Source organism: Chromobacterium sp. W521 (assembly GCF_052805975.1).
Map to the genome: position 1 here is coordinate 71,242 of NZ_JBRBAF010000001.1, position 10,981 is coordinate 82,222.

Here is a 10,981-nt window from a genome sequence, read left to right on the forward strand (position 1 = left end):
CTAGGCCACGCTTACATGCCGGCCGCTGCCAACAACTCCGATAACGTCAAACCGCTCAACTGCATCATCGCGGCGATGATGGCGATCAATACCGCAAGCAGCGCCAGCGCGAACAAGAGGCCAATTCCGGCTGCCCGCCATTTGGAAAACACCAAGCCGCCGCTTGCGCCGTGCGCGGCCAGCGTCGTCTCAAAACGTTGCTTGGCCAGCATTTGCATGACCACCGTCTGCGCAACGGTAAAAACCATGCCAGGCACACTGTCGGGCAAAACCAGGCTAAGCGCCAGCATCGCAAACAGCAGGCCGACACCCAAACCCCAGACCTTCTTTAACTGATCGCGCTGCCCCAGCATCTTGCAGTTTTCCGCCATCAGCCAAGCGCCTGCCAAGCTGGAGCCAATAAAAGTAGCAATCGCTACCCCCGCCGGACTGTTCAATTTATATGTCGGCGCGGTGTGGTCAGCGGTGAAGCCAATATCTGTCATGTCTTTTCCTCTTAAAAAATGACGAGAATATTAACAGTTTCTTGGCTACGCCGTGGCGGCTCATGCAGGCAAGCAGAATTTGAACTTGGCACTCGACATGCGAACTCCACTGCGCGTCGAAGACAAGCACTTCCACGCCTTCAACCTGGGCAATCCACACCACGTTAGTGTCCGCGTTGGCGCAACCACGTCTGCTGCCACGCTGTGTCCATTCGGATAGGCCGTGGCAGGGAACGCCTAGTGAGTTACCGGTCTTTAATCGAGTGCGCCCGTCTTCCAACCTTGTCACGCGCCTGTCCAAGCATCGCCGGACAGGTTTCCAAGCGCTGACTTGGAGACCGCAATGACTCCCTTTTCCCCATCGACTTTCGTCCCCCCTGCCGCCCAACTTCGCCAGCTGTCCCAAACCCTTGACGCTCCCTCACGGCCAGCACAGAGTGTCGCTGGCCGTTGCCGGGACAGCCGCTAGCGGACGCGCGGCAGGAACAACTCGGCCAGCATGCAGCGGCAGCTGCCTCCGCCCACCGCTTCAATGGTGGGGATGGGGTTCACCACCGGCTGGCCGTGGCGCTCCAGCACTTTTTGCTGCGCAGGCGTGAAGCCCTTCCAAGCCTGCTCCGACATCGCGATCAGCGGCTGGCCGCCGGCCCCGCGCAGCTGCAGGATATTGCCGCAGAAGCTGCGTTCCACCTGGGCCAGGCTGATATCTATCACCTCGTGATGCTCACCCAGCGCGCTCAGCACTTGCCGCCGCTGCTCCGGCCGGTGCAGGCTTTCGGAACAGATCACCGCGAAGCCCTCGCCCACGCTCATCATCACATTGGTGTGGTAGATGGGGACGCCGCGGCTGTCCACGGTATCGAACAGGTGTACCGCCTCCAGTCCGCGCCGGCGCGCGTAACGATACAAGGCGCTCGGGTGGCAGCGCTGTGAACGCGCCGCGTACACACGCTTGCGCGGGTGATCGAACACCATCACCCCGGTGCCCTCCAAAATCAACTCCTCTTCCAGCGCATGGCCGGCCCACACCACTTGCTCCACGTCGTAACCATGGTTCAACAGCAACTGGCACAGCTCTTCCACTCGCCGCTCCCGACGGCGGTTCAGCGTGTGCATCGGATAGACGTGCAGGCTACCGTCGGCGCTGGTGGTGAACCAGTTGTTGGGAAACACGGCGTCCGGCGTCGGATAGCCGTCCGGGCTTTTCTCCAGCACCAGCACTTCGACGCCGTGATCGCGCAGCCGCTGCGCCATGGCGTCGAATTCGGCCAGCGCCAGCGCGGTGATCTGGGCCGCCGGCAGTTGCAGCCGGTGCTGGAACACGTTGTCTGCCCCGGTTTGTTCATTGAAGGCGAAGTCGTGAGGACGCACCATCACAACGGCGCGGGCCAGTTGGCCTTGTCTCGCGCGGAGCCAGAGCGGCTCCAGATTTTCTTGCGGCGCCGCATCTGCGGCGGCGATAGCTTGGGCTTGCATGGTGGGCGACTCTTGGGTGGGTGGTTGCATGGCCGCCCGCGGGCGGCAAATCATTCTACTGACAGTACGCGTTCCGGCCATGCCGTAAACATGACGCTAACGTTCAAGCAAGCGACACGCGCGCGCCGGCGTCTGCCCGGCCCAGAATGCGGCACAACTCCATGCCGGCCTGGGCGTAGCGCAGCGGGTGACTGACGTAGAGCAGGCCCACAGCCGGGCTGAGCACCGGCGTGACGCGGTTTTCCAGCGGGTCTATCAGTTCCAGCAGCGGTTGGCCGCGCTTGACCTCCGCCCCAACCGCGCAATGGCGCAGCACCAGGCCGGGCGTGGGCGCGCTCACGCTGGCCATGCCTCGCCAGGTCCACGGCTCGGGCACCGGCGGCGGCACAGCCGGCGCGACGCCGCCGATGTGGCCCCGGAGTTGAAGATAGGCGTACAGCGCCTCCGCGTCCCGCCGCGCCTGGCCGTGGTCCAGATCGCCTTGCCCGCGCAGCTCCACCGTGGCCGCCACGCAGCCTAGCGGCAGCGGTTGCGCCGGCCCCAGTTCGCCGGCCAGCCGCCACCAACTCTGCCCGCAGGATTCCTCAAAGGTCGTGCCGCCCGGCGCCTCATTCAACACCACCGCGGCCACGCCCAGATAACGCGCCAGCGGCTCCAGCGCCGGCCAAAACGGCGCGTCGGCGTATAAATGCAGCAACGCCTGGCTGTCGCAATGCAGGTCCAGCACCAGATCGCTGTCCAGCGCCAGCCGGCTTAGCTCCAGACGCAAAGCGTCCAGCTCCGTGACAGGCGTTTGCGCGTCCAGCGCGGCGCGAATCCGGGCGCGCACCGTCCGTAGATTGGCGTCGGCATCGCGACCCAGCCCGGCTTCCAAACCGGCGCGCAGCAGCGGGTGGAAATCGGTGAAACGGCGATTGAAGTTTTCGCCGCTGCGCAGTTCGAAACGCCCCGGCTGCTGCTGTAACAAGGCCTGGGCCAGGCCGATGGGATTGGCCGCCGGCACCAGCACGATTTCGCCGCGCAGCAGGCCGGCCGCCTCGGCCTGGTCCAGCAGCCGGCGCAGATGGTGGATCACCAGCATGCCGGGCAGCTCGTCGGCGTGCAGGCTGGCCTGCAAATAAGCCTTCGGCCCGTCGCCGCGCCGGCCGTAGTGCAGACTCAGCAGTTCGCGCCGCATGCCTATGCTGGCCTGCGGCAAAACCCGGCTGACGATTTCCATAAAGCGCCTTCCTTTTTCATGCCGTTCAATTGAAAAACCCATGGTGGTCGCGCCGCCTTGACACCACCGCCCGCCAAGGCTCAAATCAACGGACAGCCCCACCCATCCCTAAGCCCGCCATGAATGAGAAGAAACCGAGCCTGGACCGCATAGACCTGAAAATTCTCGCCGCCCTGCAAGAAGACGGCCGCATGTCCTTTCAACGGCTGTCCGAGCAGGTCAACCTGACGCCGCGCCCCTGCCTGGAGCGCGTTCGCCGCCTGGAAAAAGCCGGCGTGATCCGCGGCTACCGCGCCGTGGTGCAATTGCCGGCGCCGGTTTACCCCGTCATCGTGGCGGCCCAGGTGGCGCTGGCCGATCACGCCTTGTCGCAACAAGCCTTCATCAAGGAGCTGCAGCGCAGCGAGGCCGTGCTGGATGCCTGGCTGGTGGCGGGCAGCTTCGATTTTCAGGTTCGCATCGGCTGCCGCGACATCCAGCAGTACCGCGAGCTGGCCGAACAATGGCTGGCCAGTTCCGCCTTCAAGATCGACAAGATCATCACCATCACCGAGCTGCAGGAGATCAAGCGCAGCGCCGGCCCTCTAGGCTGAGCGCGGCTGCAGGAATTTCAGCCAGCGCCGCTCCGCCTGGCGGAAGCTCGCCAGCAGCGCGAAGGTGCAGCCCAGGTAGATCGCCGCCGCCATCAGGAACGGGAAAAACGGCGCGTAAGTGGCCGCGTACAAGGCGCGCGCCACACCGGTGACGTCCAGCAGCGTCACCGTGGACGACAAGGCGGTGGCGTGCAGCAGAAACACCATTTCATTGCTGAGCACCGGTATCGCGCGCCGTAGCGCGCCGGGCAGAACGATGCGGCGTATGGTTCGCGCCCGCGACATGCCGAAGGCCTCCGCCGCCATGATTTCCTCCCGCGGATAGGCCGCGAGCGCGCCGGCCAGAATCTCCTGGGCGTAGGCCGCGGTGTTCAACACATAAGCGAGCACGGCGCAGAAGGTGGCGTCGCGAAACAGCAGCCAAAACGGGTCTTCCGCCTGCCAGCCGTCTATCACCCAACTGAATTGCGACACGCCGTAGTAGATCAGCATCAATTGCATGAACAAGGGCGTGCCGCGAAAGAAATAACTGAACGCGGCCACCGCCCATCGCAACGGCACCGGGCCGTAGACCCTGAGCAAGGCCAGCAGCACCGCCAACAGCATGCCCAAGCCGCCGGAGATCAGGAACAGCTTTGCGGTAACCGCCAAGCCGCTCCATTGGCCGCCGTCTCCCCACAGATAGCCGGGCAAAGCGCGCAGGATTTCGTCGAGCGTCATTGTTTTCCCCTCAGAGCAAGCCGCGGCTGTAACGCAGCCCCAGCCAGCGGAACACGCCCCCGGAAGCGGCGGTGAACAGCAAATAGACCAGGCAGACCAGGAAATAGAACAGGAAAGGCATCTGGGTGGCGCGGCCGGCCTGCTCGGCGAGCCAGGCCATGTCTTCCAGGCCAATCAACGACACCAGCGCCGCCGACTTCATCAACGCCAGCCAGTTGTTGTTGATGCCGGGCAAGGCGTGGCGCAGCATCTGCGGAAACAGGATGCGCCGGAACAGCTGCCACGGCCGCATGCCGTAAGCGACGCCGGCCTCCAACTGGCCGCGCGGCACCACCAGGAAAGCACTGCGGAAAGTTTCGGTGTAATAAGCGCCGAAAATGAAGCCTATGGTCAGCACCCCCGCCAGGAATTTGTCGAACTCCACCGCGGGCAACCCCAACACTGCCAGCAACAGATTGAAGACCTTCTCGCCGCCATAGAACAGCAGCAACATCATCACCAGCTCCGGAATGCCGCGAATCACCGTGGTGTAGGCGATGGACGCCGCGCGCAGCCAGCGCGGGCCAAACAGCTTGACGCAAGCGTTGGCGAGGCCAAACAGCAGCGCCAGCCCCAGCGCGGCCAGCGCCACGCGCAGGCTGAGCCAGGCCCCGGTCAGCAATAGGGGCAAATAGGACGCCACCATGGCCGCCCTCCTTGTGAAACGGCCGGCGAACGCCGGCCGGGGAAACGGACGTATGCACGCGGCTCAAAGCCTAGCGAGCAAGGGGGAGACAAGGCGAAGACTGCGAAGAAAGCGGGATGTACAAGTGGTACATGAGCATTTCGAAGCTGCCCTCACCGTTGCAAGTCTCACGAAGCGCCGCAGACCTTGAACAGGCTCTTAGTGGTAAATATCGAAACCGAAGTACTTCTTGCGCACGCCTTCATACACCCCGTTGGCGCGGATGGCGGCGATGGCGCGGTTGATCGCCGCCTTCAGTTCCGGATCGCTCTTGCGCACCGCGATGGCCACCGGGTTGGATTCGCCCAGTTTGGAGCCGGCGAAAGCGAACTGCTTGCCGCGCTCGGTGCGTAGAAAGCTGGTTTCGGCCTGGATATTGTCCTGCAAGGCGGCGTCGATGCGGCCGGAGGCCAGATCCAGATAGACGTTGTCCTGATTGGCGTAGGTAACAATCTTCACCTTGCCGCCGCCCCAATTGGCCTTGGCGTACTGCTCATGCACCGAGCCGGACTGCACGCCCACCGTCTTGCCGGCCAGCGACTGCGGCGTGGGCCGCAACGGACTGCCCTTGCGCGCCACCAGCTGAGAGGCGGACGCGTAGTATTTATCGCTGAAGTCCACCTGTTTTAGCCGTTCCGCCGTTACGTTCAACGAGGCGATGACGGCGTCGAACTTATTGGCGTTGAGCGCGGCAATCATGCTGTCGAACGGCTGCTTGACGAAGACGCAACGAGCCTTGAGTTCGGCGCAGACGGCTTTGGCGATGTCCGGATCGAAACCGGTGATCTCCCCGTTGGGCGCCAGCACGTCGAACGGCGGGTAGCCGCCGTCCACGCCCCAGCGGATCTGCTTGATGTCCTTGGCCAGTACAGGGCCTGCGCTCAGCGCCAGCAAAAGCGCAATCTTGATGGTTTTCATCTTTTTCTCCTTGAGAGCCTGTTCATGGCCGGCTACGCGTCGGCGACAGGTTCTGAATCTCCCCGGCTCTGCGGCCAGTGGCGAATGAAACGACGCTGCTTTTAGAACGTGTTTACGATCTCGCGAGCTAGAGCGCGACAAGGCGAAAATGGCTGAAAAAGCGGAGTGTACACACGGTACATGAGCATTTTGAATGCCGCTTTCAACGCCGTATCACCGACGCGCAGCAAATCGTAAACAGGTTCTTAGAAACGCAGGGACATGCAGGTCAAGCCCCCGTCCATCTTGCGGATTTCGCTGGTGTCGGTCTCGATGATGGGCAGGCCCAGCGTCTTCAGCTTACGCAACGTGTCGGGGTAACCGCTTGGCGTGATCAGGGTGTCGTTGATCCACAAGGTGTTGCCGGCGTATTCCTCGTCCTTGGCCAGCACGATCTGCTGATAACCGTGGAATACCGGATCGTCTGCGCGGTCCTCGGACAAGATCAACGTGTTGCGGCCCACGTAGTTGACGATGGACTTCAAATGCAGGCCGGCGCTGACTTCCACCGCGGTGACGACGTAACCGAACTTTTCCACCGCGGCGGCAAACTGGCTGATCCCGGCCTCGTTGGTGCGGCTGGTCAGGCCGACGAAGAAACGCTTGTCTATCATCAAGACATCGCCGCCGTCCATGCGCGCGTCGCCGTTCATCCACACCGCGTGGCGGAAGCGGGACACCAAGGGCGCGATGCTGCTCACCTCGCCGCGGCGGGCCGGCGCGCCGGGCTGGGTGATCACCGCCAGTTCCGGCATCAACACCGCGGTGTCTTCAACGAAATGGGCGTCGGGGAAATCGGGCTGTGCCGGCAAGGTGCTGACGGTCAAACCCAGGCGCAACAGGATATCCACGTAATCGCGGAATTGGGAGCGCGTCAGCGCCGGGTCCGGCGCGCCGATATTGGCGGTGGTCAAACCGCCGGCCACGGTGTCGGCAGGCAGGCGGGTGATCGCATGGGTGAAATGCATGGGCAGGCTCCTTGGTCAGGCGGCCCAGCAACCGGATGGTTGATGGGGACGGCACGGGGCCGTTCTCGCTCGAACCATTCTAGGCAGCGCCCTGGGCCCGCGTCGGTCGTATGGGGCGACGGCGGCAGCCGGTTTCGGCTGTTTTGGAGCGGAGGGCAGCCGCTTTGCGTGGCGACCGCCAAACCTGGTCATATCCTACTCAACTAAACCAATGGCCAGTCGTTTAAATTCTGTTTTTGTTTGAAATTAAGCATATTATTTCAAGGGCTAGAGCAAAAATGCCGTACATCAAACTATCCATCCTCCTTCTTTTTGCGCTCTGCACCGTCTACATCCATTATCGCGGCTGTCAACGCTTGGGGTTCTGGCGGCAGTTGACCGACCACTCTACCTTCATGGCGCCGATCAACTGCTTCTGCTACCTGTTCTCCACCCTACCCGCGCGCCCCTATTTGCCGCTGCAGCGCTTTCCGGAGCTGCGGACGCTGAACGATAACTGGCAACGTATCCGCGCCGAGGCGCTGGCCTTGTCCGACGACGGCGCGATCAAGGCATCCGATCGTTACGACGACCTGGGCTTCAATTCATTTTTCAAGACCGGCTGGAAGCGTTTCTACCTGAAATGGTACGACCAGCCGCACCCGTCGGCGGCCAAGCTGTGCCCGTACACCACCGGGCTGCTGCAAAGCATTCCCTCGGTCAAGGCGGCGATGTTCGCCAGCTTGCCGCCGGGCAGCCGGCTAGTGCGCCACCGCGACCCCTTTGCTGGTTCGGTGCGCTTCCATTTGGGCTTGTCCACACCGCAAAACGAGGCCTGCTACATAGAGGTGGACGGCGAACGCTACAGCTGGCGCGACGGCGAGGCGGTGATGTTCGACGAAACCTATCTACACCACGCGGAAAACGCCACCACTGAGCAGCGCATCATCCTGTTCTGCGATATCGAGCGCCCAATGCGCTTCCGGCTTGCGGCGTGGGGCAACCGCCTGATCAGCCGCCTGCTGCTGGGCGCCGCCAGTTCCCCCAATCAGGACGGTGACCGCACCGGCGCGCTCAACCGCCTGTTCCGCTATGTGCAGGCGGTGCGGCTGTTTGGCAAGCGCATCAAGGCGCAGAGCCGTCTTGGCTATTACGCGCTGAAATGGCTGTTGTTCGGCGGCTTGTTGCTGGGCTGGCTGCTGAGCTGAGCCACGCTATAGATGGAAGAAGGCCCGCGCGTTGCCGTCCAGCAGTCGCTGGCTGTCCTCCTCGTCCGTCACCGTGTCGCGGATCAGGCCGCCCAGCATCTGTTCGCCCAAGGGGAACGGCGCGACCAAGCCCAGGAGCATTTTCAGCGCTCTGCTGTTTTCCGGCGGCTGTCATCGCCGTCGCCCTACTGCTGGACCTGAACCAAGGCAGGTTCCGCTAACCGCTGCCTTGTAGAACCTGTTTACGGTCTGCTGCGCGTCGGCGGAATGAATAGAAAGGCGCATTGAAAACCGCTTGGAAATGCTCATGTACCAGGCGTACATTCCGCTTTCTCAGCTGCTTTCACCTTGTCTCGCTCTTGCTCGCAAGATCGTAAACAGGTTCTCATCGCGCCGGCGCGGCGCCATCCGCTCCAAACCCCAAATCTCCCTCATTGAAACTCATTTCCATCATCTCCCCGGCGCCGTCCCGGCAGCTTACCGCGAAGTCCGGTTGCTCCGGACTCTTGCTGCCAGGGTGCAGTCTGATCGCCGTGACTTCCATGCAGTCGCGCACCAGTGTCGCTTTGCGCCCTACCTCTGCCAACGCTGGCGCCCAGCGGCAGAAAGCGCCGCCCGAGAAAGACTCGGCGCCGCACAGCTCTCCTGCCGCTTGCTCGGCGCCCGGCAACACCACGCCGGCAATGTCCTTGAGCTCCGTCTCATGCCTGGCGGCTGCCATCTGCTGATTGGGCCAAAGCGTGTACGCCAGCCCCGCCGTACCGGTCAGCAAAACGCCCAGCACCACGCCCACATGCGTCCATTGCAAAGGGGAAGCGGGCTCCGGCTCCTTCCGCGGCAGCGGCTGCGGATACATTTCCAGATACGGCGTCTAGCACAGCGGACATGCGTAGTCCGGCGCCCGCTGGTCGCGCGGCGAATCCCCGCGCAAGTATCCGCAGTGTAGGCACTGTTTCTTTTCCATTGGCACTTCTCCCCAGGTGGAGGTCAGCCACGCTCGCCGGCGCTTTTAGAGCTGCTTCCCAAATGATTGACGCTCCCCATGCGTACGTCCTGACATGCTAACAAAGAAATGCCATTGCAGTTTCACATCGCCGTCGCGACTCTTGCACTAGCGCTTTGGCCAGGTGCAATCCAATGGAATTGCCTGCCGGCGCGCACTCGCCTGGCCGGGGCGCAATGGCGCTCCAGCAGGCTTGTGAATGGTGCTCCAACGCACGCCAATATTAAACCGTTTAATTAAAACAAATATTTAACTTTATTTCTTATAGGAGGTGTGCTACTTTAATTTAAACAATATGAAATAGTAGTTTTAACAAAACAAACAAAGTCAAGCTCCGCTAAGTGCTTGTGAATAGCCGTGATAGATATGATATGGCTGCCGTACTATAGTGGTTTTAACAAAACAAACAAAACCAAGCCCTGCTGTGTGCTCGTGAATCGTTGTGATGGAGATAATATGTTTACCGTACTAACAATTTTTGGCACCCGTCCGGAAGCCATCAAGATGGTGCCTGTCATCCACGCGCTGCAAGACTGCCAGGGCGTGGCGTCCAAGGTATGCGTGACCGGCCAACACCGCGAGATGTTGGATCAGGTATTGGACTTTTTCGAAATTCACCCGGACTTCGACCTGAAGCTGATGCAACAGGGACAGAGCCTGGCGTCTTTGACCGCCAGGCTGGTGGACGCTGTCGACAAAGTCTTAGAGGAAGCCCAACCCGATGTCGTGCTGGTGCATGGCGATACGGCCACCACGCTTGGCGCCAGCCTGGCCGCGTTTTACCGCCGGATTCCGATTGGGCATGTTGAAGCGGGATTGCGCACCGGAGACCTGTATTCGCCTTGGCCTGAGGAAATGAACCGCCGCGTCACCGGCATTCTGGCGTCCTGGCATTTCGCTCCAACGGAGGAGTCCCAGCTCAACCTGCGGAATGAAAAGGTTGACCCGGATAGGATCTTCATCACCGGCAACACCGTTGTCGACACCTTGCTGTTGGCGGTAAAGAGGCTGGAGCAACAGCCGGATCTCAAGGCCGGCATCGCCTCCCAGTTTGCCTTCCTGCGCCCGGAGGCCAGAGTGATACTGGTCACCGGCCACCGCCGGGAAAATTTGGGGGAGAGGTTTGAAAGCTTCTGTCGCGCGCTGGTGCAGCTGGCCGAGCGCTACCCCGACGTGGACATCGTCTACCCGGTGCACCTCAATCCCAATGTGCGCAAGCCGGTGTACGCGCTGCTGTCCAAGGTGAACAACATTCATTTGATCGACCCGCAACAATACCTGCCCTTCGTCTATCTGATGGCCCGCTGCCACCTCATCATCACCGACTCCGGCGGCATACAGGAAGAGGCGCCGGCGCTGGGCAAACCGGTGCTGGTCACCCGGGACACAACGGAAAGACCGGAGGCGCTTGCGGCCGGCACCGCCATGCTGGTGGGCACGGAGACAGCGCTCATCGTCCAACACGCCAGCGCCTTGCTCGATGACGAGGCGGCTTATCAACGCATGTCTCAAGCCCATAACCCCTATGGCGACGGCGACGCTGGCAGACGCATCGCCGGCATTCTCTCGTCGCTGCCGCGTCAGCGGCAGGCGGCGAACACAGCCAGTCGGACCGTCGATGCGTTCGCTCCCGTACCGGGGAGATAAGC

General features: G+C 62.0%; 12 protein-coding genes. 3 read left to right on the top strand and 9 right to left on the bottom strand.

Translation table 11 applies throughout. The features are described 5' to 3' along the window. Window positions 1-11: 11 nt before the first annotated feature. From ACUXV1_RS00310 to ACUXV1_RS00320, 3 genes are all read right to left on the bottom strand, one after another. Window positions 12-485 carry a hypothetical protein gene (locus ACUXV1_RS00310; RefSeq protein ID WP_052370252.1) on the bottom strand — a complete coding sequence of 158 codons (474 nt, stop codon included), beginning with the start codon at window positions 483-485 and terminating at the stop codon, window positions 12-14. A 465-nt stretch (window positions 486-950) separates the two neighbouring features. Then, a complete protein-coding gene (locus tag ACUXV1_RS00315) occupies window positions 951-1,961 on the bottom strand; it encodes an arginine deiminase-related protein (protein WP_446014431.1) in 1,011 nt (336 codons plus the stop codon). A 103-nt stretch (window positions 1,962-2,064) separates the two neighbouring features. Beyond that, window positions 2,065-3,180 (bottom strand): succinylglutamate desuccinylase/aspartoacylase family protein, encoded by a 1,116-nt coding sequence (locus ACUXV1_RS00320; protein WP_446014430.1) that lies wholly within the window; start codon window positions 3,178-3,180, stop codon window positions 2,065-2,067. 119 nt (window positions 3,181-3,299) lie between these two features. Here ACUXV1_RS00320 and ACUXV1_RS00325 point away from each other — a divergent pair, with 119 nt between their 5' ends. Further along, window positions 3,300-3,773 carry an Lrp/AsnC family transcriptional regulator gene (locus ACUXV1_RS00325; protein WP_019101901.1) on the top strand — a complete coding sequence of 158 codons (474 nt, stop codon included), beginning with the start codon at window positions 3,300-3,302 and terminating at the stop codon, window positions 3,771-3,773. Here ACUXV1_RS00325 and ACUXV1_RS00330 read toward each other — a convergent pair. The 4 genes from ACUXV1_RS00330 to ACUXV1_RS00345 form a co-directional block, all read right to left on the bottom strand. Further along, complete coding sequence (locus ACUXV1_RS00330) at window positions 3,765-4,493, bottom strand: ABC transporter permease (protein ID WP_114152951.1); 729 nt, start codon at window positions 4,491-4,493, stop codon at window positions 3,765-3,767. The genes ACUXV1_RS00325 and ACUXV1_RS00330 overlap by 9 nt on opposite strands. Before the next feature lie 10 nt (window positions 4,494-4,503). Further along, window positions 4,504-5,178: an ABC transporter permease gene (locus tag ACUXV1_RS00335; protein ID WP_446014428.1), complete on the bottom strand. Its 675-nt coding sequence runs from the start codon at window positions 5,176-5,178 to the stop codon at window positions 4,504-4,506. Between the two features lie 198 nt (window positions 5,179-5,376). Continuing rightward, the gene (locus ACUXV1_RS00340) at window positions 5,377-6,135 is read right to left on the bottom strand and encodes a transporter substrate-binding domain-containing protein (RefSeq protein ID WP_043631688.1); all 759 of its coding nucleotides are present in this window, start codon (window positions 6,133-6,135) and stop codon (window positions 5,377-5,379) included. A 245-nt stretch (window positions 6,136-6,380) separates the two neighbouring features. Further along, window positions 6,381-7,142, bottom strand: coding sequence for a dimethylarginine dimethylaminohydrolase family protein (locus ACUXV1_RS00345; protein ID WP_043631687.1), 762 nt, complete (start codon window positions 7,140-7,142; stop codon window positions 6,381-6,383). A gap of 278 nt (window positions 7,143-7,420) precedes the next feature. Between ACUXV1_RS00345 and ACUXV1_RS00350 the strand changes: the two genes are divergently transcribed. Beyond that, window positions 7,421-8,329 carry an aspartyl/asparaginyl beta-hydroxylase domain-containing protein gene (locus tag ACUXV1_RS00350; protein ID WP_446014426.1) on the top strand — a complete coding sequence of 303 codons (909 nt, stop codon included), beginning with the start codon at window positions 7,421-7,423 and terminating at the stop codon, window positions 8,327-8,329. A gap of 6 nt (window positions 8,330-8,335) precedes the next feature. Here the strand turns inward: ACUXV1_RS00350 and ACUXV1_RS00355 are convergent, their stop codons facing one another. Then, window positions 8,336-8,470: a hypothetical protein gene (locus ACUXV1_RS00355; RefSeq protein ID WP_255524767.1), complete on the bottom strand. Its 135-nt coding sequence runs from the start codon at window positions 8,468-8,470 to the stop codon at window positions 8,336-8,338. A gap of 244 nt (window positions 8,471-8,714) precedes the next feature. Then, window positions 8,715-9,137 (bottom strand): hypothetical protein, encoded by a 423-nt coding sequence (locus ACUXV1_RS00360; protein ID WP_446014424.1) that lies wholly within the window; start codon window positions 9,135-9,137, stop codon window positions 8,715-8,717. Window positions 9,138-9,788: 651 nt separating this feature from the next. On the opposite strand from ACUXV1_RS00360, the gene wecB reads away from it, so the two are divergent. Continuing rightward, window positions 9,789-10,979, top strand: coding sequence for a non-hydrolyzing UDP-N-acetylglucosamine 2-epimerase (gene wecB, locus ACUXV1_RS00365; protein WP_446014423.1), 1,191 nt, complete (start codon window positions 9,789-9,791; stop codon window positions 10,977-10,979). Window positions 10,980-10,981 lie beyond the last annotated feature (2 nt).

Coding starts and splice junctions, on each gene's coding strand:
- ACUXV1_RS00310 (WP_052370252.1), bottom strand. CDS start 485: ATGACAGATATTGGCTTCACCGCTGACCACACCGCGCCGACATATAAA.
- ACUXV1_RS00315 (WP_446014431.1), bottom strand. CDS start 1,961: ATGCAAGCCCAAGCTATCGCCGCCGCAGATGCGGCGCCGCAAGAAAAT.
- ACUXV1_RS00320 (WP_446014430.1), bottom strand. CDS start 3,180: ATGGAAATCGTCAGCCGGGTTTTGCCGCAGGCCAGCATAGGCATGCGG.
- ACUXV1_RS00325 (WP_019101901.1), top strand. CDS start 3,300: ATGAATGAGAAGAAACCGAGCCTGGACCGCATAGACCTGAAAATTCTC.
- ACUXV1_RS00330 (WP_114152951.1), bottom strand. CDS start 4,493: ATGACGCTCGACGAAATCCTGCGCGCTTTGCCCGGCTATCTGTGGGGA.
- ACUXV1_RS00335 (WP_446014428.1), bottom strand. CDS start 5,178: ATGGTGGCGTCCTATTTGCCCCTATTGCTGACCGGGGCCTGGCTCAGC.
- ACUXV1_RS00340 (WP_043631688.1), bottom strand. CDS start 6,135: ATGAAAACCATCAAGATTGCGCTTTTGCTGGCGCTGAGCGCAGGCCCT.
- ACUXV1_RS00345 (WP_043631687.1), bottom strand. CDS start 7,142: ATGCATTTCACCCATGCGATCACCCGCCTGCCTGCCGACACCGTGGCC.
- ACUXV1_RS00350 (WP_446014426.1), top strand. CDS start 7,421: ATGCCGTACATCAAACTATCCATCCTCCTTCTTTTTGCGCTCTGCACC.
- ACUXV1_RS00355 (WP_255524767.1), bottom strand. CDS start 8,470: ATGCTCCTGGGCTTGGTCGCGCCGTTCCCCTTGGGCGAACAGATGCTG.
- wecB (WP_446014423.1), top strand. CDS start 9,789: ATGTTTACCGTACTAACAATTTTTGGCACCCGTCCGGAAGCCATCAAG.